Annotated in this window: 25 protein-coding genes and 1 pseudogene (1 of these 26 cut by a window edge); all 26 read right to left on the bottom strand. The window is 66.6% G+C overall.

Going from position 1 to position 21,607, the window contains the following annotated elements; genetic code table 11:
• Positions 1-1,197 (bottom strand): methionine adenosyltransferase, encoded by a 1,197-nt coding sequence (locus tag E6K79_00480; GenBank protein ID TMQ67253.1) that lies wholly within the window; start codon positions 1,195-1,197, stop codon positions 1-3.
• Positions 1,194-2,177 carry a nucleotidyl transferase gene (locus tag E6K79_00475; protein TMQ67252.1) on the bottom strand — a complete coding sequence of 328 codons (984 nt, stop codon included), beginning with the start codon at positions 2,175-2,177 and terminating at the stop codon, positions 1,194-1,196. The genes E6K79_00480 and E6K79_00475 overlap by 4 nt, the downstream gene beginning before the upstream one ends.
• A complete protein-coding gene (locus tag E6K79_00470) occupies positions 2,174-3,286 on the bottom strand; it encodes an SIS domain-containing protein (protein ID TMQ67251.1) in 1,113 nt (370 codons plus the stop codon). The genes E6K79_00475 and E6K79_00470 overlap by 4 nt, the downstream gene beginning before the upstream one ends.
• Entirely contained in the window at positions 3,283-5,028 is a 1,746-nt protein-coding gene (gene ptsP, locus E6K79_00465) for a phosphoenolpyruvate--protein phosphotransferase (protein ID TMQ67250.1), read from the bottom strand. The genes E6K79_00470 and ptsP overlap by 4 nt, the downstream gene beginning before the upstream one ends.
• Positions 5,025-5,291 carry an HPr family phosphocarrier protein gene (locus E6K79_00460; protein TMQ67249.1) on the bottom strand — a complete coding sequence of 89 codons (267 nt, stop codon included), beginning with the start codon at positions 5,289-5,291 and terminating at the stop codon, positions 5,025-5,027. The genes ptsP and E6K79_00460 overlap by 4 nt, the downstream gene beginning before the upstream one ends.
• A gap of 15 nt (positions 5,292-5,306) precedes the next feature.
• Positions 5,307-6,185, bottom strand: a complete 879-nt coding sequence (locus tag E6K79_00455) for a PTS system mannose/fructose/sorbose family transporter subunit IID (GenBank protein ID TMQ67248.1) — start codon at positions 6,183-6,185, stop codon at positions 5,307-5,309.
• On the bottom strand, positions 6,119-6,874 hold the full coding sequence (locus tag E6K79_00450; protein ID TMQ67247.1) for a hypothetical protein: 756 nt from the start codon (positions 6,872-6,874) through the stop codon (positions 6,119-6,121). The genes E6K79_00455 and E6K79_00450 overlap by 67 nt, the downstream gene beginning before the upstream one ends.
• 33 nt (positions 6,875-6,907) lie before the next feature.
• Positions 6,908-7,471, bottom strand: coding sequence for a PTS sugar transporter subunit IIB (locus E6K79_00445; protein TMQ67246.1), 564 nt, complete (start codon positions 7,469-7,471; stop codon positions 6,908-6,910).
• A complete protein-coding gene (locus E6K79_00440) occupies positions 7,395-7,787 on the bottom strand; it encodes a PTS mannose transporter subunit IIAB (GenBank protein TMQ67245.1) in 393 nt (130 codons plus the stop codon). The genes E6K79_00445 and E6K79_00440 overlap by 77 nt, the downstream gene beginning before the upstream one ends.
• Positions 7,788-7,801: 14 nt before the next feature.
• Entirely contained in the window at positions 7,802-8,839 is a 1,038-nt protein-coding gene (locus E6K79_00435; protein TMQ67244.1) for an HPr kinase/phosphorylase, read from the bottom strand.
• A complete protein-coding gene (gene raiA, locus E6K79_00430) occupies positions 8,772-9,308 on the bottom strand; it encodes a ribosome-associated translation inhibitor RaiA (protein TMQ67243.1) in 537 nt (178 codons plus the stop codon). The genes E6K79_00435 and raiA overlap by 68 nt, the downstream gene beginning before the upstream one ends.
• A gap of 31 nt (positions 9,309-9,339) precedes the next feature.
• Positions 9,340-10,773: an RNA polymerase factor sigma-54 gene (gene rpoN, locus E6K79_00425; GenBank protein TMQ67242.1), complete on the bottom strand. Its 1,434-nt coding sequence runs from the start codon at positions 10,771-10,773 to the stop codon at positions 9,340-9,342.
• 13 nt (positions 10,774-10,786) lie between these two features.
• A complete protein-coding gene (gene lptB, locus E6K79_00420) occupies positions 10,787-11,512 on the bottom strand; it encodes an LPS export ABC transporter ATP-binding protein (protein TMQ67241.1) in 726 nt (241 codons plus the stop codon).
• Positions 11,509-12,096 carry an LPS export ABC transporter periplasmic protein LptC gene (gene lptC, locus E6K79_00415; protein ID TMQ67240.1) on the bottom strand — a complete coding sequence of 196 codons (588 nt, stop codon included), beginning with the start codon at positions 12,094-12,096 and terminating at the stop codon, positions 11,509-11,511. The genes lptB and lptC overlap by 4 nt, the downstream gene beginning before the upstream one ends.
• Positions 12,097-12,100: 4 nt before the next feature.
• The gene (locus E6K79_00410; GenBank protein ID TMQ67239.1) at positions 12,101-13,399 is read right to left on the bottom strand and encodes a KpsF/GutQ family sugar-phosphate isomerase; all 1,299 of its coding nucleotides are present in this window, start codon (positions 13,397-13,399) and stop codon (positions 12,101-12,103) included.
• Positions 13,126-13,986 carry a 3-deoxy-8-phosphooctulonate synthase gene (locus E6K79_00405; protein TMQ67238.1) on the bottom strand — a complete coding sequence of 287 codons (861 nt, stop codon included), beginning with the start codon at positions 13,984-13,986 and terminating at the stop codon, positions 13,126-13,128. Before E6K79_00405 ends, E6K79_00410 begins: the two co-directional genes overlap by 274 nt.
• Positions 13,983-15,641 (bottom strand): CTP synthase, encoded by a 1,659-nt coding sequence (locus tag E6K79_00400; GenBank protein ID TMQ67237.1) that lies wholly within the window; start codon positions 15,639-15,641, stop codon positions 13,983-13,985. The genes E6K79_00405 and E6K79_00400 overlap by 4 nt, the downstream gene beginning before the upstream one ends.
• The gene (gene kdsB / locus E6K79_00395) at positions 15,638-16,411 is read right to left on the bottom strand and encodes a 3-deoxy-manno-octulosonate cytidylyltransferase (protein TMQ67284.1); all 774 of its coding nucleotides are present in this window, start codon (positions 16,409-16,411) and stop codon (positions 15,638-15,640) included. Before kdsB ends, E6K79_00400 begins: the two co-directional genes overlap by 4 nt.
• 176 nt (positions 16,412-16,587) lie before the next feature.
• On the bottom strand, positions 16,588-16,905 hold the full coding sequence (locus E6K79_00390; GenBank protein TMQ67236.1) for a hypothetical protein: 318 nt from the start codon (positions 16,903-16,905) through the stop codon (positions 16,588-16,590).
• A 16-nt stretch (positions 16,906-16,921) separates the two neighbouring features.
• Positions 16,922-17,545 (bottom strand): hypothetical protein, encoded by a 624-nt coding sequence (locus E6K79_00385; protein ID TMQ67235.1) that lies wholly within the window; start codon positions 17,543-17,545, stop codon positions 16,922-16,924.
• A 103-nt stretch (positions 17,546-17,648) separates the two neighbouring features.
• Entirely contained in the window at positions 17,649-18,401 is a 753-nt protein-coding gene (locus E6K79_00380; protein TMQ67234.1) for a hypothetical protein, read from the bottom strand.
• 74 nt (positions 18,402-18,475) lie between these two features.
• Positions 18,476-19,255 (bottom strand): hypothetical protein, encoded by a 780-nt coding sequence (locus tag E6K79_00375; protein ID TMQ67233.1) that lies wholly within the window; start codon positions 19,253-19,255, stop codon positions 18,476-18,478.
• Between the two features lie 108 nt (positions 19,256-19,363).
• Positions 19,364-20,302: a malate dehydrogenase gene (gene mdh, locus E6K79_00370; protein ID TMQ67232.1), complete on the bottom strand. Its 939-nt coding sequence runs from the start codon at positions 20,300-20,302 to the stop codon at positions 19,364-19,366.
• Positions 20,295-20,576: a 50S ribosomal protein L27 gene (locus tag E6K79_00365; GenBank protein ID TMQ67231.1), complete on the bottom strand. Its 282-nt coding sequence runs from the start codon at positions 20,574-20,576 to the stop codon at positions 20,295-20,297. Before E6K79_00365 ends, mdh begins: the two co-directional genes overlap by 8 nt.
• Before the next feature lie 21 nt (positions 20,577-20,597).
• Positions 20,598-20,921, bottom strand: a complete 324-nt coding sequence (rplU, locus tag E6K79_00360; GenBank protein TMQ67230.1) for a 50S ribosomal protein L21 — start codon at positions 20,919-20,921, stop codon at positions 20,598-20,600.
• Positions 20,922-20,934: 13 nt separating this feature from the next.
• A pseudogene (locus tag E6K79_00355) lies at positions 20,935-21,607 on the bottom strand (Rne/Rng family ribonuclease); it runs 870 nt beyond the window's last position.

The raw sequence follows: 21,607 nt of genomic DNA, 5'->3' as shown, positions 1-21,607 counted from the left end.
TCAGGCGTCACGCTTCAAGTCCTCCACGCGGTCGAGCAGCTCCCACCGGAACCCCTCGTTCTCACGGCCGAAGTGTCCGTAAGCTGCGGTCTTGCGATAGATCGGTTTGCGAAGGTCGAGGGATTGGATGATCCCCGCCGGGCTCAGGTCGAAATGCTTCCGGACAAGCTCGGAGAGCCGCGTATCCGGCACTTTCCCCGTGCCGTGCGAGTCGACCATGACCGACACCGGCTGCTCCACCCCGATCGCGTACGCGACCTGGACGGTGCACCTGTCCGCGAGGCCCGCTCCGACTAAGTTCTTCGCCACGTGGCGCGCCGCGTAGGAGGCCGAGCGGTCCACCTTCGACGGATCCTTTCCGCTGAACGCGCCGCCGCCGTGGCAGGCGGAGCCGCCGTACGTGTCGACGATGATCTTGCGGCCGGTGACACCCGTGTCCGCGCGGGGCCCCCCAAGGACGAACCGCCCCGTCGGATTGATGTGGAAGATCGGCTCGCCGTCGACAAGCTCGCGTGGGAGGACCGGCTTGATGATCTCGCGGATGATCCGCTCCCGGAACCGGTCGATCTCGGCGTCCGTCATCTCGACATGCTGGGTCGAGACGACCACCGTGTTGATCCGCTTCGGCACGCCGCCTTCGTAATCGACCGTCACCTGCGACTTCCCGTCGGGCCGAAGCTCCGGGAATTTGCCCGATCGCCTGGCGTCCGCCAGAGCCCGGGTCAGCTTGTGGGCGAGCTGGATCGGAAGCGGCATCAGCTCCGGCGTCTCGCGCACGGCATAGCCGAACATGAGCCCCTGATCCCCCGCGCCCTTCCGGTCGACGCCCATCGCGATGTCCTTCGACTGCTCGTCGATGCATGTGAGGACGGCGCAGGTCTCGTAGTCAAATCCGTATACAGGGTTGTCGTAGCCGATGCTCCGGATCGTCTCGCGCACGACCTTCGGAATGTCGACGTAGGTCTTCGTGGTGACCTCCCCGGACACGAGCGCGAGGCCCGTGGTCACGAGGGTTTCGCACGCGACCCGCCCGAGTGGATCCTCCTTGAGAATGGCGTCGAGGATGGCGTCGGAGATCTGGTCCGCGACCTTGTCGGGATGGCCCTCCGTCACCGACTCGGACGTGAACGGCAGGGCGTGGCGCGTCCCGGGCGCGCGCTTGGCCTCGGGCTTCGTCTGCGTCGCTTCAAGCGTCATGTACTCTCGACCTCCGATGATTCCCCTACGGTGAGGCGCCGGTAGTCGCCGCGGACCACGGCCTTCTCGCCGACGACCGACAGGTCGAGGAGGACGTCTTCCACGGTTGCGCCTTGGTTGATAATCGAGTTCCGGACCACAGCACGCCGCACCCGGGCGCCCGGGCCGATCGAGGTGTGAGGTCCGATCACCGAATGAAGCACGTCGGCGCTCGGATCGAGCGCTACGGGCGGCAAGCACACCACGCCGGGCCGGGAGACGGGCCCCGCGTGAAGGTCGAGCAGCGCGCGGTTGGTCTCGAGAAGCGTATCGGTCTTGCCGCAATCATACCAAGCTTGGACGGGAAACGGGCGCAGTTCCTCGCCCTTCTCGATCATGCGCTGGAGGGCGTCCGTCAGCTGAAGCTCTCCCCGGGTCCGCTTTCCCTCCGCCTCCAGAGAAGCCAGGGATTGAAAGAGTAACGGGGAGTTCGTCAGGTAATAGAGGCCAACCAGCGCCAGGTTCGACACCGGATGCTCCGGCTTCTCCACGAGCTCCGTGATCCGACCGTCCCGCACGATCGCGACCCCGAATCGACGGGGGTCGTCCACCTCGCGGACGCCCAGGCTCGAGCCGCTTGCGGTCAGCCTCGCGAACGGGGCCAACGCGATCGTATCGCCGAGTACGATGAGGACCGGGGCGCCGCCGACGAGATCCTTCGCCTGGGCCACCGCGTGGCCTAGCCCCAAGGGCTCGGACTGGACCACGTGCTCGATCTTCAGGTCGCCCCTGCGGCTCGCGTATTCGTGTATCCGCTTTCCCTGTGGCCCCGGCCCGACGACCAGAACGACACGCTCGGGCTTCGCTTCCGCGACCTGGTCGAGGATGTGGGCCAGGATCGGCTTTCCCGCGACCTCGAGAAGCGGTTTCGGGGTCCTGTCCGTGAGCGGCTTGAGCCTCGTCCCGGCGCCGGCCACCGGGATCACCGCGACCGGCCTCAACGACCCAGGGCCTTTTTCAGCGACTGAACGCCCGGAAGCGCGCTCGGATCGGTCCCGTGGGCGAGAGCCAGGTAGTAGCTCACGTAATCGCCGACGGCGGCGCACGTCATGAGCCGCGTCATCGGATCCTTGCCTTTGGCCTCGACCGAATCGACCTGAACTCCCTTCCGTCGCAGATACGCCGCGAGCCAGCGAAACCTTGCCTGCACGCGCGGATGGTCCGAGGGGTCCCGCAAGAGGACCGCGGCCAAGCGCCCCACCAGGCCCTGCGGATGGACGTACGAATCGACCTCGTTGTGGTTCATCTCCGGCAGCGGGGCCACCCACGCCAGGTGCTTCGAGTTCTCGTTCAGCTGGCCCTTCCAGCGCCACGCGACCGGGCCCAGGCTCCGCTCGTTCGCGAGCAGGATCACCTGCCGACCGGCCAAGCGTATCGCCAATCTTTTTGCAGGGTTGCGGGATCGTAGCACACCCATCCCACAGACGGAAGCGACCTCTTCGACCCCCTCCGCGGCCGCCTCCAAGCGCTCGGATCCCCCGGCCAGGAGCCCCAGGTGCGCGGCGATCTGGACCAGGGTCGAAAACGAGTAGCCGAGAGCTGCACGGGGCGGGTGTCCCGGTGGCAGCGCCGCGATCGGGATGTCGTCGTCCCCCGCGAGGCGCGCGAGGGTGCCGCCGGTCGTAAGGACGCACGAGCGCGCGCCGAGGTAGCGGAGGCTCCGGTAGGCGGCAATGGTCTCCTCCGTCTGTCCCGAGTAGGAGGAGAAGATCATGAAGTCCTCTGGGGTGAGCCAGGCAGGCGGCTCGTAGTGGCGGACGACGTGAAGTGGCGAGTCGCCCTCCCGATCGACAATCGAGCGTGCCAGATCGCCGGCGATCGCGGAGCCTCCCATGCCGAAGAGGACGGTCCGCCGGGGACGATGGGGCGCGAGCCGGGCGAGGACCGGACCGGCGATCGAGACGCCCGCGCGGAGTTGATCGGCGAACCCCTCGATCCGCTCCCCCATGCCGCCGGGGTCCAGGCGCGCGGCGCGCTCGGGCGAGTCGAGAGGGGAGGCGGGGCCGGCGGGTCGGCGGGTTCGTGCCGGCTTCTTCGGCCGAGGGCTCACGCGGCGAAGTGCTGCGGGAATCGACGGCTCATGTGCTCGGTCACCACCGCGCGGACTTCCGTCGGCGTGGGGAGTGTTAAGCAGCGCTGCGCGAGCTCCGAGGCTTCGGCGTAGGTCGATGCGCGGAGGATCGTCTTGATCTCGGGAACCAGGAACGGGCTCACGCTGAAATCGGTCAGGCCCAGACCCAGCAGGAGCACCGCGTAAAGCGGCTCTCCCGCCATCTCGCCGCAGATGCCGACCGGGATCGGGCGGCGCTCCCCCGCTTGCACGACCGCGCGGACCGCGCGCAGGACGGCGGGGTGGAGCGGCTCGTAGACCTCCGCGATGGCCTCGTTCCCCCGATCGACCGCGAGCGCGTACTGGATCAGATCGTTCGTGCCGATGCTCACGAAGTCGGACTCGCTCGCGAGGAGGTCGATCGCGAAGACCGCGGCGGGCGTCTCCACCATGACGCCCAGCGGCACCCGCTCCGCCATCGCGACCTTCTCGCGCTTCAGATCCTGGCGTACCTGCTCGACGACCGCGCGGGCCTTACGAAAATCCTCGAGCCCGACCACCATCGGGAACATGACCTTCACGTTGCCGTGCGCCGTCGCCCGCAAGATCGCGCGGAGCTGGGTCCGGAAGATGTCCTCCCGCTTCAGAGAGAACCGAAGCCCCCGCATCCCCAGGAACGGATTCCGCTCGACCGGCGTGCCCAGGTAAGAGGCGAACTTGTCGCCCCCGACGTCCAGCGTGCGGATGACGACCGGACGCGGCGCCATCGCCTCCGCGATCGTCCGGTAGGCGTTGTATTGCGCCTCCTCCGTCGGCAACGTGGCTCGGGAGAGGTAGAAGAATTCGGTGCGGTAGAGCCCGACCCCTTCGGCCCCGTTTTCCAGGAGGGACGGCAGCTCTTCGGGAACCTCGAGGTTCGCGCCCAGGTGGACGCGGCGGCCGTCGAGGGTGACACAGGCCTGATCTTTGAGAGCGGCGAGATTTTTTGCCAGATCCTGGTAGTGGCGCTGCTTCCGGACGTGCTCCTGGAGCACCTCGGGCTCCGGGTCGAAGATCGCGACCCCCCGCGTTCCATCGACCAGCGCGACCGCCCCCTCCCGCGCGGTCCGCATCGCCTGTTTCAAGCCGACCACCGCGGGAATCCCGCGGGCGCGCGCCATGATGGCCGTGTGCGAGGTGCGCCCGCCCAGATCGGTGGCGAAGCCGAGAATCTTGTCGCGGGGTGCGAGCGCCATTTCGCTGGGTGGAATGTCCGAGGCGACGATCAGCGACGGCACGCGGAGATCGCTCAGCGTGTAGGAGCGCACGCCGCCCAGATGGGCGAGGACGCGGCGCCGCACGTCGCGGATGTCGAGCGCCCGGTCGCGGTAATACTGGCCGTCCGCCTCGTCGAGCCTCGCCGCGACCGCGCCCAAGATCCTCCGATAACACCACGCCGCCGACCGGCGCTCCTTCCGGACCGCCTCGATCGCCTGCTCGAGCGCGTCCGGATCCTCGAGGATCGCGACCTGCGCGTCGAGGATTCGGGCGTGCTCCTCGCCGGTCTCGAGCGCGATCTTCGCCCGAAGATCGCGGACCTCCTCCTGGCTCGCGCGAAGCGCGGCCTTCAGCCGCTCCTGCTCCGCGGCGACCTGATCCGGGGCGATCTGGCCGTCCTGAACCTCGATCTCCTCGTGGTCGACGATGTGGACCGGCCCGACGCCGATTCCGGGGGATGCCGGGATTCCCGTCAGGACGGTCATTCTTCTCCGAACTTGTCGTTGACGACCTTTACGAGCGCCGCGATCGCCTGCTGCTCGTCCGAGCCGTCGGCCTTGAGCTCTAGCTCCGCGCCGCGCTCGGCCGCGAGCATCATCACGCCGAGGATGCTCTTCCCGTTCACTTCGAGACCGTCGCGCGAGAGGGTGATGTGGCTGGCATACTTGGCGGCCTCTTTCACGAAGACCGAGCAGGCGCGGGCGTGGAGGCCCAGCCGGTTCTGGATGACGATGGTTGCTTCGATCATGGCGATCGGCCGCTCCTACATGCTAAAGGCGAACACGGCCGCCGCGGCAAGGACTCCCAACCCCACCTCCACCCCGCGTCCCGGCCACCTTCTCAACCCCGCGTACCCGATGACCGCGCCGAGGAGGAGCGGCGTCAGCGAAGCGACACGCGAGCGTCCATCGGCGCCCCACCGCCCCGAGCCGAAGTCGAGGGAGAGCGCCACCAAGGCTAGAAGCGCGCCATAGCCGAGCGCGCCGGCACGCGCGACCGCGTGGTTCCACTCGGCGAGCCGGAGCGACTGGAGGAGCGCGCCGGGCCGGTCCGCCGAAGCGTAACCGCGCGCCACGCCGAACACTCGGAACGGCAACGCGACGGCATTGTACGTCAAAAGAGTCAGGAGGGGGCAGAGGAGCACGCGGAGGTCGGGGCCGATGAAGTCCGCGCCCGGCAGAAAGGCGATGCCGAGCACGCCCACGAGGCCCGCGAACGGTCGGAGCGTGACCCAGAAGAGCGGATCCCCGAGCGCGGCGAGGGGACTTGCGAGCGAGCGCTTGAAGGAGTCGATCTCCCCGTCGTCGATCGACTCTCCGTTCGCGCGCCGCTCCTCCAGACGCGCCGTCGCCCCGAGCACGAAGCCCGAGAGGATCGGATGCGTTGCAAAGTAGGCCAGGTGTCGGGTCAAGGCCCGGGCCAGCTCTTCCTTCGCCGGATAGAGGCGGCGGAGTGCCGGTAGGATCGCGAACGCGAATCCCATTCCCTGCATCCGCTCCGGCGTGAGGAGCGCTTGGATCTGAAACGATCGCGACGTCATGATCGCCACATCGTCCCCTCGGACGCGCAGCCCGCTCACGGCGCGCCCCGGCGGAAGACGACGCTCAGCACCAGCGCCGTCGTGGCGCCGAGCGCGACCCATCGGAAGGCCTGCTTTCTCCCGGCGACGTGCGCGTGGTACGCGGACGCGAGACCCGCACCGATCAGGGAAGCGAACACGAACCCGATCCGCCGCGCCGTCAAGGCGCCGCCGAGCCGCGGGAGGATCGCGAGCAACGAGGCGAGAGCGATGAGCGTCGCGGCCCAGGCCCAGAGCGCCCCCACCGCGAAGGCCCGGAGGACTCCCCCCCAGTAGAGGAGCTCGAACGCCCCCGCTTCTCCCGCGGCCGCGAGGTGCCCGGCGCGCGCCAGGTCGGTCCGGCTCCGGGCGCGGTGAAAGCGGAGGGCCCAACCGCCGGCGACCGCGGAGACGAGCCCGACCGCGACCCCGATGAGCACCCAGAGCACGCCGCCCAGCGCGACGGTGGCGGCCTCGTGAAGGCGCGCCATTCCCAGGATCGCGACCGTGGTTCCCACGACCCCGGCGGTCGCCGTGTCGTGTTGGCGCTGGGCGGCCGGGAGCGAGGCGTCGGTGAGGAGGAGCTGGAGAAGCGCGCCGACCCCGATCGGAACGCGGAGCGCCCAGAGCTCCCACTCGGGCCCCGGGCTCAATAGAATTCCGGCGAGACAAGCTCCCACGAGCGGCTGGCTGAGCATCAGATTCCAGCCCGCCGTCCGCTCCAAGGTCAGCGCACCGCCCAGGATCGCGACGCGGACCATCTCAGGAAGCACGGTCCGTCCTCTCGGCCCGAGCGGCCGCGGGCATCAGGTCGCCCCGCCTACCCAGGCGTCGATGGCGTGCGATGAGTTGGAGGGCAGATCCTGGGCGTAGACGCGAACGCCTCGCCGCTGAAGCTCGCGGAGCTGGGCGCGGTCGGCATCATCGAGGAACACGTACGGGAGCACCTCGCGCCGGCCGGGCGCGTGATGAAGCCCGCCCAGGTTCAATTCTCGAAGCGGAAACCCGCCCGTGACCAGCCGGAGCGCGTCCTCGGGACCGGTGAAGAGGAGAATCGTCCGCTCGGCGTCCACCTCGTTTCGGAACGCCGGATCGAGCGCCTCCGCGACCGAGACGACGCGACTGCGGGCACCCTCGGGGACCCCGCAGAGATAGAGCTCGGCCCGGGCGGGGTCGGCCCGGAGGGAATCGGAGACGATGACGAGAAACGTGGGATGAAGAGCATTCCCCCAGCCGTGGGCCACCTGGCCGTGGATCAGCCGGTCGTCGATGCGCGCCAGGAGGAGCGGCACCTTAGAGGATGATGATCCCCGCCCTCCCCTTGGCCTCCAAGCGCGGCAGGAGGTCGTCCAGGGAGAGCGTGTCTCGATAGTGGAAGAACTCGAGGAGCATCGGCAGGTTGACGCCGGTGATTTTTCGCACGATTCGACCCTCTACGCCCAGGCGGCGCGACGCGATGCCGCAGCTCCCCGCCGCGAGATCGGTGAAGAGCACGATCGGCGCATCGGCCGGAAACTCCCGGACCTTCTCCTCGATCGCATTCGTGAGCCCATCGGCCGAAAAGCCGCTGTTGCTCACCGTGGCGACGTCCGACTGCGGTCCCAGGATCGAGGCCACGGTCCGCACCAGCTCTTCACCCAAAACGCCGTGCGTCACCAGAAGCGCGACCGGACGGGTTTGATTCATGGCATCCCCCGGCGCTATTCCGTGTCGTCCCGGACGAGTGGGTTCGATAAGAGCTTCATGCGCATACTCTCCATAAGGCGATCGTTCAGGGCCCTCGCCGGGTGGTAGCCGTACACCTTCACGAGGTGGTTCAGAGCGACCACCTCCGCGATCACCGTGATGTTCTTCCCCGGGAAGATCGGGATCGTGATCAGCGGGATCTGCACATCGAGGTACGGGGCCATCTGATCGTCGAGGCCGACACGCTCGTAGTCCCGAGCGTCGCTCCATTCGGTTAGATGCACTTCCACCTCGACCCGCTTCTGCCCGCGGATCGAGCGGATGCCGAAAATCGCCTGGACATCGATGATTCCGAGACCCCGGACCTCCATCGTGTGCTTCAGCACCTCGTTGCCAGCGCCGATCAGGATGTCCCCGTGGCGCCGCGTGATCCGGACCACGTCGTCCGCCACGAGGCGGTGCCCGCGCTCCACCAAGTCGAGGGCTGTTTCGCTCTTGCCGATCCCACTCCGTCCTGTGAAGAGGAGCCCCACGCCGTAGACGTCGACCAGTGAGGCGTGGACGGTCACCGAGGGGGCGAAGACGAAGTCCAGGAACGCGGTCAGCTGGTGGATGAACGGGGTCGTGTCCTGCGGCGTGCGGAGCACCGGAATCTGACGGTCGTTCGAGCGCTCGATCAGGCCGTCGGGCAGCTCCAGGCCCTTCGCCACGATGATGCAGGGGACCTGGAACTGGAAAAACCGGTCGTAGGCCGGCTTCCGCTCCTTCGGCCCCAGGGTGCTGATGTAGGCCATTTCGGTCCGGCCGAAGATCTGGATGCGGTCCGCGAGGAAGTTCTCCGTGAACCCCATCAGGGCCATGCCGGGCCTATTGATGTCGCTCAGGGTGATCGGGACTTTCGAGTCCAGGCTGGACGAGATGAGCTCCAGCGAGAGTTGCTCCTTCTGCTGCTCGTAGAGCTGCGCGACCGTCAGGGTCGTCGGGCTAGTCGAGCTCAAGCAGACCGACCTTGCCGTTCCCGAGCCTGTAGGCGACCCGGAGACCCTCCCCACCCTGCTCCTCGAAGACCAGAACCAGCTTCTTCGTCGAGATCAGCGTGCGCGCCGCTTCGTCGACGCTCAGGACGGGTCGATCCGGCCTCAAGCGCACGACGTTGATCGGCTCGGCGGTCGTCCGCGGCAGGGGGCGGATCTCCTCGGCGGGGGGCTGCAGGCGAATCGTCGGGGCATGCTTCTTCCGGTCCTTGATCCGACCCTTGCGGCGTAGGAGCGACCGCTCCTGTTTGACCAGAACCATGTCGAGCGCCGCGCGCGGATCAGTGGCCTCCGCCTTCGCCAGAAGATCCATGTCGTTTCCGTGGAGGTGGAGCTCCGCCTGGTGGCGGTACCCTTCCCGGGTGACCGTGAGCTGGGCCCGGATCATCCGCGGGTTGAAACGGCTCAGCTTCTCGATCTGCTCGACGGCGTAATCGCGGAAGGTCTGCGGCGGCTTCCAGTGGCGACCCTTGATCGTGATTTCCATGCCCCTCCCCTCGGTGAGTCGCGGAACCCGGTCAAGCGTAACGCCGCCGTGCGCGCGCCGGCAGGAGCCGCAGCGCCTCACGGTACTTGGCGACGGTGCGCCGGGCGATCCGGAGCCCCTGCTCGTGCAGGATCTCGGCGACGCGCTGATCGCTCAGCGGCTCGCGCTTGTCCTCGTTGTTGATCAACGTGAGAATCTTGTCCTTCGCGACCTTGGCCGAGACGTCGTCCCCCTCTTCCGTCGCGAGGCCGCTCGAGAAGAAATACTTCAGCTCGAAGACGCCGCGCGGCGTCTGGACGTACTTGTTCGTGGTCACGCGGCTGACGGTCGACTCGTGCATCCCGATCTGGTTCGCGATCTGCTGGAGCGTGAGGGGCCGGAGCCCTTCGACGCCCCTCTCGAAGAACTCCTTCTGCTCCTCCACGATCCGGCGCATGACCTTGATCATCGTCTTTCGCCGCTGCTCGATCGTCTGGATGAGCCACTTGGCCGAGTTCAGCTTGTCGGAGATGAATTTCCGCGTCTCGTCCTGGCCCGCGGTCTTGTTGCGAAGCATCTGCTGATAGGCGGCGCTGATCCGGAGCCGCGGCACGTTCCGATCGTTGAGCGAGACGACGAAGTCTTCCCCGACGCGCTCGACGATCAGGTCCGGGGTCACGTACTTGGTCTCCTCGGCGGCGATCTCCTGCCCCGGCCGGGGATCCAACGTGGAGATGAGGTCGCCCGCGGCCTGGACGTCCTCGACGGTGCATTTCAGATTCCGGCCGATCTCCCCGAAGCGCCGGGCGAGCAGGTTGTCGAACTGCTCCTGGACGATCCGACCCGCGAGCGTTGTCTCCTGCTTCCGCTGCACCAGCTGGATCCAGAGGCACTCTTGGAGATTTCGCGCGCCGACGCCGGCGGGCTCGAATTTCTGGATCGCGGCGAGGATGTCCTCGACCTTGTCCGGCGCGATGCCGAATGTCTCGGCCACCTCCTCGACGGTCGTCTGTAGATATCCGTTTTCGTCGATCGACCCGATCAGGTATTCGCCGAGCGCAAGATTGTCCTCCTCCAGCGAGAGGAGGCGAAGCTGCTCGATCAGGTGGTCGCCCAGGCTTTCCCGCGTGACCGGAACGCGCTCGTAGAACTCGGCGTCCGGATCGTCCGTGCGAGGGGCGGATGGCCCCTCGAACTGGTCCGGCCAGAGCTCGTTCCAGTCGACCTCCTGGTTCTTATCCGGCTCCACGGTCTCGACCGGCTCGGCGCTGTCCTCCTGCCCCGCCTCCTTCTTGACCTCCTCCATCTCCTCGACTTCGTCGACTTCATCGACCTCCTCGAGGAGCGGATTCCGCTCCAGCTCCTGCTTCAACGCCTGCTGGAGCTCGAGGGTCGGCATTTGTAGTAATTTCAAGGCCTGCTGCAGACGCTGCGTCATGATCAGCGTCGGCTTCTGCTGCATTCTCAGGCCATGTCTCATTTCCATGGAGAATTGCCCCTCAGTCCAATCGGAACCGCTCGCCGAGATAGATCTGGCGAGCGACAGGGTCCCGCGCGAGCTCCTCGCTGGTGCCGTGAAGCAATATTTTGCCTTCGAACATGATGTACGCGCGGTCCGTCGTGCTGAGCGTCTCCCGCACGTTGTGATCGGTGATCAGGATGCCCAACCCCTTCTTCTGCAATCGCGAGACGATGTCCTGGATCTCTCCGACCGCGATCGGATCGATCCCGACGAACGGCTCATCCAGGAGGAGATACCCCGGCTGCGTGACCAGCGCGCGCGTGATCTCCACGCGGCGCCGCTCCCCCCCGGACAGGTTGTATCCCTTCCGGTCCGCGAGGTGCGAGATGTTCAGCTCCTCGAGAAGCTGCGTTAGCCGCTGCGCCCGCTCCTTCTTACTCAGCTTCAACGTCTCCAAGATCGCGAGGATGTTCTCCCGCACCGTGAGGCGACGGAAGATCGACGGCTCCTGCTGGAGATAGCCGATCCCGATCCGCGCCCGCTCGTGCATGGGCGCCCGCGTCACGTCCCGGCCGTCGAACTCGATCCGGCCCCCGTCCGCGCGAAGGAGGCCCACGATCAGATAGAACGTCGTGGTCTTTCCCGCCCCGTTCGGCCCCAGAAGCCCGACGACCTGGCCCCGCTGGACCTCGATCGTCACCTTGTCGACGACCTTCCAGTTTCCATAGTAACGCTCGAGATCGCGCGCCACGAGCCCCGTCATCGGCTCGATCCGCTGTCGCCCGCCGCGGTCCCTTCCATCTCGCGGACTTCCGCGTGAACCTCGCGCGAGAGATGGAAATGGTCGAGATTGGCGTCGCTCTCGAAACCCCAGCCGGTCACCACGTCGCTCTTTCGCGTGACCTTGACGAACGCGTCCGAGACGATCTTTCCGGTGTTGTTCATCCACCGGAGCGAATCCGTTTCCAGCTTCACGCCGCTCGTCGTGACGATCTTGACGTGGCCCCGGGCCTCGAGGTCGTTCGTTCGCTGGTGGACGAGGCCCTGATCGGCCACGAGCGTCGAGTACGTCTCGCCTTTATCGTTGAAGAACTCGATGCGAACCGTCTGAGCGTCCACGAGGTTTCGGTCGTTGTACATGGCCGCGTATGAAGCCCGAAGGGTCCAGCTCTTCTTCCCCACCGAGCTCTCCGTGAGCGCGAAATCCCGGGCCTCCTGGTCGGGGATCCGAATCTCCGCCTCGCTGGGAGCGGAATTCGGCTTTCCCCGGCAGCCGTCGAGGCCGATCGCGAGGAGCGCCGACATTATCACGCACCTGCCGGCGCGGTCAAACCCGTGCCAGCGCATGGCCTTACCGCGTCCTGAGATCGAGACAATCGTGGAGGTGGATGACCCCGAGGGGCCGGCCCCCCGGGTCGAGCACGACGAGAGACGTGATCGCTCCCCCCTCGTTCTCCTCCATCTTCCGGACCGCCTGCGCGATGAGGGCGTCCGCCTCGATCGATCGGGGCGCGCGCGACATCACCTTCTCCACGGCCTGCGCGAGATCGGCGTCGCCGCGAAGCAGGATCCGCTTCAGGTCTCCGTCCGTCAGAATGCCGCGCAGGACGCCCGAACGGTCCACCACCGTCGTCATGCCGAGGCGCTTGTTCAATATCTCGAGGAGCGCGTCCCGGAGCGTGGCTTCGGTGCCGACGCGGGGAAGCGCGTCGCCGCCGTGCATCCGGTCCTCGACGCGGAGGAGCGCGGCCTGGCCCACGACGCCGCCGGGGTGGAGGAAGACGAAATCTTCGCGCGTGAATCCCTTGAGCCGCATCAGCACGATCGCGACCGCATCGCCCAGCGCCAAGGCCGCGGTCGTGGTCGAGGTCGGCACGAGGTTCTCGGGACAGGCCTCGGGCGGGCGGCCCAGGTCGAGCACGTGGTCCGACGCGGTTCCGAGGGACGACTCGGGGTGGCAGGTCATCGTGATGATGGCGACCCCGCGACGCCGGAAGGCGGGCAGAAGCTCCAGCAGCTCGGCCGTCTCCCCGCTCTTCGAGAGGAGGATGGCCGCGTCGTCCCGCGACACAATACCCAGGTCGCCGTGGACGGCGTCGACCGGATGGACGAACGTGGCCGGTGTCCCCGTGCCCGTGAGGGTGGCCGCGATCTTCTTCGCGACCAGGCCGGACTTCCCGACACCGAGGGTGAGGACCTGGCCGCGGACCTTCGAAAGCGTCTGAATCGCGGCCTCGAATTCTTTGCCGATTAGAGGCTTGAGGCCTTGAATCGCCTCGCACTCAAGAGCCAGAACCTCCCTGGCCCACGCGGCGACCTGGGTTTCGGAAGCCGGCTCCACGCCGGCCTTGGATTTCTCGCGGTAGAGGCTCTTCGTCACGGCCTGCGTGTCTCCACAAGACTCGTATCGGCAACTGCTTGGTGGATCTTCATCAAGGAGCGCAGCAGGGCGGGCAGCTCGGCCAGCGGCCACTGCGATTCCCGGTCGGACCGCGCGCGCGCCGGATCGGGGTGGGTCTCGATGAAGAGGCCGTCCGCGCCCGCGGCCACCGCCGCCCGGGCCAGGAGCGGAACGTGCTCCCGCTGGCCGCCGGTCTCCGCGCCGCCCGGCTGCTGAACCGAGTGGGTCGCGTCGAAGAAGATGGGGCACTCGAGGCGCCCCATCACGCCGAACGATCGGTAGTCGACCACGAGATCGCCGTAGCCGAACGTGGTCCCCCGCTCCGTCACGATCACGCCCTGAGCCCCCGCCGCGCGTGCCTTCTCCACCGCGCGCGCCATCGAGGCCGGGTCGAGGAATTGCCCCTTCTTGATATGAATCGGCTTCCCACTTTTCGCCGCGGCTTCGATGAGCGGCGTCTGCCGGCAGAGGAACGCCGGAATCTGTAGCAGATCGAGCGCCTCGGCCGCCGAGGCCACCTCGACCGTCTCGTGGATGTCGCTCGTGACCGGAACGCCGACCCGCTCCCGGATCCGGGCGAGCGTCTGAAGGCCGTCCCGAGGGCCGGGCCCGCGATAGCTTTCACGCGATGAGCGGTTGGCTTTCGAGTAGGAGGTCTTGAAGACGAACGGGAGATCGAGCTCCGCGGCGATCCGCTTGAGCTCGCGGGCCACCTCTTCGGCCATTCCCGCGTCCTCGAGCACGCACGGGCCCGCGATGAGCGCGAGGCGCCCGGGCGTAACCGAGATCGGGCCGATTTGGACCGGGGCGAACTGCGGGCGCGCGGGCACCGTCATCCTCTCGGCGAACCGGTCGCGCCGGCCTTCGCCTCGGAAGCCCCGGCGCGGCGCAGCCGCTCCGCGTTGGACGCCCCGAGGAATCCCTTGAAGAGCGGGTGCGGCTGATCGGGACGCGACCGGAGCTCGGGATGGAACTGCACCCCGACGAACCACGGATGATCCGGGAGCTCCACGATCTCCACGAGATTGAGCTCGGGGTAGACCCCGGTCACGCGGAGCCCTTTCTCCTCCAGCCGCTTCAGGTAGTCGTTGTTGAATTCGTAGCGGTGGCGATGGCGCTCGGCCACCTCAGGAGCCGCGTAGGCCTCCGCCGCGTGGCTGCCCGGGGTCAGGACGCAGCGGTACGCGCCGAGCCGCATCGTGCCGCCCTTCTTCGTCACGCCGTGCTGCCCCTCGAGGAGGCCGATCACCGGATGCGGCGTCTTGGGGTCGAACTCGGAGGAGTCCGCTCCGGACAGCCCGGCTACGTCACGGGCGAACTCGATGACCCCGCACTGCATCCCGAGGCAGATGCCGAAGAACGGGACGCCCCGCTCCCGCGCATAGCGCGCGGCCTGGACCATCCCCTCCGTGCCGCGGTCGCCGAATCCGCCTGGGATCAGGATGCCGTGCGACGAGCCGAGCAGCGCTTCGGGACCGTCCATCTCGATGCGCTCCGAATCGACCCACTCCACCTTGACGTTGACCCCGTTGGCGACGCCGCCGTGCGTGATCGCCTCCTGGATGCTCTTGTATGCGTCGCGTAGATGCGTGTACTTGCCCACCACGGAAACCGTGACCACGTCCCGCGCCGCTTTCATCCGTTCCTGGAACTGCTGCCAGACTCGGAGATCCGCGGGGCCCGCGTCCAGACGCAGCATCGTCACGATCAGGTCGTCCAGTCCGCCCCGATGGAACATGAGCGGGACCTCGTAGATCGAGGCCACGTCGATCGCCTCGATGACCGCCTGCGTCGGCACGTTGCAGAAGAGGCCGATCTTCTCCTTCACCTCCTGCGGGAGCGGCACCTCGGAACGGCAGAGGAGGATGTCCGGCTGGACGCCGATCGCGCGGAGCTCCTTCACCGAATGCTGGGTCGGCTTCGTCTTGATCTCGCGCGCCGCGCCCAGGTGCGGCACCAGCGTGACGTGGATGAAGAGGGTGTTGACCGAGGAGAGCTCGAGCCGAAGCTGCCGGATCGCTTCCAAGAACGGCAGGCTCTCGATGTCCCCCACCGTGCCGCCGATCTCGACGATCGCGACGTCCACCGGCTTCTTGCCCCGCGTCACCGCGAGCATCCGCGACTTGATCTCGTCCGTGACGTGGGGAATGACCTGGACCGTCCGGCCCAGGTAGTCGCCGCGGCGCTCTTTCTGCAAGATCGAGTCGTAGACCTGCCCCGCCGTCACGTTGTTCTCGCGGCCCATCGAGACGCCGAGAAAACGCTCGTAGTGCCCCACGTCCAGATCGGTCTCGGCGCCGTCGTCGGTGACGTAGACCTCCCCGTGCTGATAGGGGCTCATCGTGCCGGGATCGACGTTCAGGTAGGGATCGAACTTCTGCAGTGTGACCGAGAGTCCCCTGCTCTTGAGCAAGGACCCGATGGCCGACGCAGCGATTCCCTTCCCGAGCGAAGAGACGACCCCGCCCGTGACGAATACGAATTTGGTCATGCTCCGCTCCTCCGTTTCGACCATTGGTCCCGTGCCCGAGCGAGATCGTCGGGCGTATCGATCCCCGTGGATTGATAATCACCCACGGCGACATGTATTTGGATGCCGTTCCAGAGCGCCCGAAGCTGCTCCAGCCGCTCGGCCGCTTCGGGCGGCGCGGGCGGCAGGGCCGCGAGCTCGAAGAGCGTGCGCAGCCGGTACGCATAAACCCCGATGTGGAGGAGCGGAATCGCGGCCGGGCCGTAGCCCGACGGGATGGGCGCGCGCGAGAAATAGAGCGCCCGGCTCTCCCGATCGATCACGACCTTCACGCGGTTCGGATCCTCCACCTCGTCGCGGTCGAGGAACGGCGCGGCGAGGCTCGCCATCGCCACGTCGGGCCGTTCCATGAGACGCACGAGATGATCGAGCCCTTCCGGGCTCACGAACGGCTCGTCCCCCTGGATGTTCACGAAGACAGCGTCTGGGTCGGGGAGTACGCGACCCTCGAACATGCCCCGGGGCATGTTGCTGGATTTGCCCGACAGCAGCCGAGCAGCTTCTGCCACCCGATCGAGCCCGGAGGTGTGGTCGGGGCTGGTCAAGATGGCTTGGCCCCCCGCTTTCTCTACGGCGTGAACGACCTCATCGCTGTCCGTCGCTACCCAAACGTCCCGGAACGCGGTCGAGACACGGACCCGCTCCAGCACGCGCACGATCAGCGGCGCGCCGCCAAGGTCTTGTAAGGGCTTGTTGGGGAGACGGGTGGACTGGAGCCGAGCCGGGATGATTCCGACGGCCCCAAGTTGCGGTCGCGAGCTAACCTCGCGCTCCGCCGTGGAGGACTGCGGACGGGGCACGAGCCATGCTACCAATGCGGGCCCTGGGGAGTCAACCTCCGGGCGCTTGTCCTCGCCGGCGCTCCCGTTCGCGGGCGACTCAGCTTTGCGGTGGCCCGCGTCGGGCGCTATTTCTTCTCCTCGCCCACCCTCTCGGCCGCCTCCAGCGCGGGGTCGCGCCCCGCGACGTAGTCCGCGAACGTGAGCGGCGCGGATACGGTCACGGGTATGAACTCGCGGGTATCGCGCGGATCCGACTGCTGCCAGTAGAGGCTGGAGACCCGCACCGTCAAGTGGCTGTTCGGCAGCACGATCTTCTTCGAGTCCCCATAGACGTTCCCGCGCGAGGCGCTCGGCTCGCCGGCGAACACGACATCCGCGAGATTCTCGAGCTCGTTGATGAGCATCTGTGCCGCGGACCAGGTCCAGCGACCTGTGATCACCACGAGGCGGCCCGGCGAGTCATAGCGGGACTTGATCAGGCTTCGCGCGATGTCGCGGTTCAGAGAGCCCGAGCGCGTGCAGGACCTCCGGCATGGTCAGGAGAACCGGCGTCCACGCGCGCACGCCCATCTCGTTGTCATGGCTAACGAGCGGGCGTACTCGCGCCAGCGCCCCCTCCACCGGAATTCCTCCGATCCGCACGACGCGTGCGCCAAGGAGCGATGCTTGGTCTTTCGTAGTTGCGCGCACGAAGATGCCGTCATCAAACCAGTACAGCGCGACCGGCAGCTGTTGGAAGACGGCCGAGGTGTCACGCCATGGGCTCACGTTGGTATGGCCGTCGCCGACGAGCGCGGCCAACCGTTGCAGCTCCACGATGACCTGATGCCGCGCGAGGTGAGGCAGGTCTTGATCGATGCTCTGGAGCGCGCTGTCGAACTGCGCGTGCGTCATCGCGTGAAACAGGTTCGCGTGCCGGGCCGGCATCTCTGCGCGGAGGAATGCGAGGTCTTCGCGCCAGCGCCGGACTTCAGTCGTATCGAGGATGGAGGCCGATTGAGCCCAGACGTCGTGGGCAGCCAGCGACAGGAGAATGCCCGCAACCAAGGCTGCCTTGAACGGGAGTGCGAGGAAGCGCAACAAGACCCTCCGGCGCGGGTAAACCGCTCGGTGCGTTTGACGGGTCCACCTACGGAAAGGTTGGAATCGGATCTGAGAGGCGCTTCTCCCAGCTCGGCGGGGATCGTTACGAAAGCCGGACGCCGGGGCCCAGGACTGCAATGAAGGCGACCGCCACCACCAACCCAGCCACGACCCAGCCGAGGTTGAATGAAAGCGGAGCAACCGCGCTCGCGGATTCCTCGGTCCTACGCTCGACGAGTCTCGGGACGAACGCGACGCCGGCCATGGCGCCAAAGCCGCTGCTTACGCCCGACATCAGAACGAGGCTCGGGCTGATCCGATTGAGGGTCGCCGCAGCGACCAAGAGCAGTCCGCCCGCCAGGTACGCCGGAAAGACGAGGCGAGGCACCTCTAGCCGGTCCACCTCCCCGCTCCGCACCAAGGTAATCATCTGCGAGGCGATGAGCCTGACCGCGCCGACATAGAGCACTGCGCCGGCCGCCGCCATCATGGCGCGCCACGCCCCGTGTGGCTCAAGTCCGGCAATCACGACGGCCCAGTCGCCGAAATCGAGTACCCCGGAGAAGAGCAGGTAGCCGGTGCCGTTCAGCAAATTGAGCGCTGCGAACAGCCACAGAAAGTAGCGCGTCGCTCCGAAGATCGTCCCCCGTCGGAACAGCGACATCGCGAGCACGCCGGCGGCAACGTTCGCGATCGACCCGGCCGCCGCCACGAAGCGATTGCTGGTGCCCGTTTGCAGGGCGACGGTCGAGAGGGAGAGCGCCCGGACGCCGGTCAGCAGGCACGCAAGGCCGTGGCCGAGAACCTCGTGCACCATATCGCACGCCGCATAGGCGACGAGTCCGATTCCGATCACGGTCCAGAGATTGGTGCGGCCGGAATTGACGGGTGACCCAATTGCCTGTGAACCACCCGTCGAATCAGGCTGCGTCAAATGAGCGGAAACGCACTGCGGAGGACCTGCGCTGTAAAGCGGAGTCGTATCACTTGTGCCTTTCTCTTCCCCGGTAGCCGGTGCCTGCCCAGCGAACGTTGCGCGTCGGCATGTGAGTAGAAGAGCCCGCTGAGCACCCAAGCTTTCCCGTCGGCCGTCAACTCACGAGGCAGAATGAAGAGCTTCGCCCGATCGAACTCCCTGGAACAGTCGCTATAGACGATGTCCATGACCATGGTCGTATCCATTCTTGCTTCCGAACGTTCGATTTCCCTATCAGGCGAATATCCGAGCCCCACCATAAAGGATTCGGCGGCCGGCTTCCGAGCGAACGACCCGAGCAATACGGTAAATAGCTCCGCGGACGAATCGCGGTCCAGGTCACGGAATAACGATAGGAGGGAATCACTCGGCGCCGCCTCATGCGAGTCGATGTCCGAAACCGCTTGAATTGGTCGACCTGATTGGGACATCAGCGAGATTGGCGAGAGAGAGAGGACTTTCGAAAGGAGCGAGTCCGATTCAACGCGCCTTTGGCAATTGACTGCAGTCGCCAGCCCTCGCGCCAGTCGAGACCACATCTTCGTGAGCTCGACTTCCAGATTTCTAAGGCCAGTGCTGTCATTGGTTTCGGCTATCGGGTGGGTCTCATACGCCATGAAGCTGAGGTATCGTGATTTGGTGTCGATTTCAGTCTCGCACGAGGAATTAGCCGACGCTGGAAACACGGCGAGACTCATGATTGAGAGGAGTGTTGTGAGTACGATGCGGGCCATCGGAGGAGTGTACTCCACCGTATCTAACCGAGGCGCTACTAGCCCAGAGGTTGGCTCCCCGGGGCTTCTTTTCGCGCAGCGTCTAGGCTTGTTACCGGACCGCGCAGACTACCGCGCGGCGGGCTCCAGCGCGAGGTCCGCGATTCCCTTCTTCACTTCCTCGGCCGACTTCGCCAATGCCGCCTTCTCCTCCGCGGTCAGCGTGAGCTCCACGATCTTCTCGACTCCCTTGGCACCCAGCAACGCCGGCACACCGAGGTAGAGATCCTTGAGCCCGTACTCGCCGTTCAGATACGCGGCGACCGGGAGAAGCCGCTTCTTGTCGCGCAGGATCGACTCGGCCATTTGGACCGCGGAAGCAGCGGGGGCATAAAACGCGCTCCCCGTCTGGAGCAGCTTCACGATCTCGGCGCCGCCATCCCGCGTCCGCTGCACGATCTCGGCGAGCCGGGCCGGCTTGATGAAGTTCTCGACCGGGATGCCCGAGATGGTGGAGTAGCGAAGGAGCGGCACCATCGTGTCGCCGTGCCCGCCCAGAACCATCGCGTGGACGTCCTCCACCGAGACCCCGACCTCCTGCGCGAGGAACGTCCGGAACCGGGACGAGTCCAGCACCCCGGCCATCCCCAGCACCCGCTCGCGCGGAAAGCCGGTGATCCGGTACGTGAGGTAGGTCATCAGGTCGAGCGGGTTCGTGACCATGATCACGAACGCCTTGGGCGCGTGGTCGCGGATCGCCTCGGCCACGCCGCGAATGATGTCGGCGTTCGCCTTGAGGAGATCCGTCCGCGACATGCCGGGCTTCCGTGGCAGGCCGGCCGTCACGATGATGAGGTCGCTCCCCGCGACGGCACGCAGGTCGCCGCTCCCCTCGATCATCGAGTCGTATCCGCGAACGGGCCCGGCCTCCAAAAGATCCAGCGCCTTCCCCTTCGCAACGCCCTCGAGGATGTCGATCAGCGTGACGTCGCCCAGCTCGGCTTCGGCCGCGTAGAGCGCGGCGGATGCGCCGACGTTGCCGGCGCCGACGACCGCGATCTTAGGCATGCGCCGCCTCGGCCTCCCTCGGCTGGGGCTGGATCGAGACCGACATCTTGCTCTTCCCGCGGCGGCGGAACATGACGATGCCGTCCTTCAACGCGAAGAGCGTGTCATCCTTGCCGCGTCCCACGTGGAGTCCGGGCGCCACCGACGTTCCGCGCTGGCGCACGATGATGTTGCCCGCCTTCACCCACTCGCCCCCGAAGCGCTTCACGCCGAGGCGCTGGGAAGCCGAGTCTCTGCCGTTCTTGGAGCTTGATACGCCTTTTTTGTGCGCCATTTCTCTCCCGCTCCTCTCCGCTTAACCGCGGATGTCCAGGATCTTCACCCGCGTCAGGGTGTCCCGGTAACCGATCTTCCGGCGGTACTTCTTCCGCCGCTTGTAGACGCCGACTTGGATCTTGGGGCCTCTCTCCGTGCCGAGAACCTGGACCTTCACCGAAGCGCCCTCGACCAACGGCTGTCCGATTTTCACGCCCTTCCCATCCGCGATCAGAAGCACGCGGTCGAAGGTGACTTCCTGGCCCGGCTCCGCACCCATGTGGGGGAGGATGTGCTCTTCCTCCTTCGCCACCCGGTACTGGAGACCCTGGGCCTCGATGACGGCATAGCGCGATTCTGTCATGGTACCCCTTTCTTCAGCGCTCGAACTGCTTCGTGATCTCTTCGAACGTCTTCCCGCGGAAGAGGCGGATCTCATCTCGCCGCAGGGACGGATCGTCCCGAATTTCCACGCGGAACCGGAACTGCCTCTCGAGCCGGCCCAACCGGTCGGCGTTCTGCTCCACCAAGTGCACCGCCACGTCCGGATGGACGCGGAGGATCAGCTGCTTCTCCTTCGCGCGCTGTCCCACGCGCCGAAGCATGCGCTCGATCTTGAGCGTCGCCGAGGGGAGCGAGAGCACACGCCCCGAGCCCTCGCACGCCGCGCAGTTCTCGGTAAAGTAATTCTCGAGGCTCGGACGCTGCCTCTGGCGGGTCATCTCGACCAACCCCAGCTCGCTGATCGCGAATGCTTTCGTCCGGGACCGGTCGTGCTTCAGATGGCCGCGCAGCGCGTCCGCGACCGCCTTCCGGTTCGATTCCTCCTCCATGTCGATGAAATCGAGGACGATGATGCCGCCCAGGTCGCGGAGCCGAAGTTGTCGCGCGGCCTCCTCGGCCGCCTCGAGGTTCGTCTTTAAGATCGTCTCCTCTTGGCTCTTCTTCCCCGTGAAGCGGCCCGTGTTCACGTCGATCGCCACGAGCGCCTCGGTCTGGTCGATGGTGATGTAGCCGCCCTTCTTGAGCCAGACCTTCCGCTCCATCGCC

This window comes from Candidatus Eisenbacteria bacterium, assembly GCA_005893305.1.
Lineage (GTDB): Bacteria > Eisenbacteria > RBG-16-71-46 > SZUA-252 > SZUA-252 > WS-9.
Note: the sequence above shows the minus strand (reverse complement) of the source record. Positions and strands in the feature narration are given on the sequence as shown.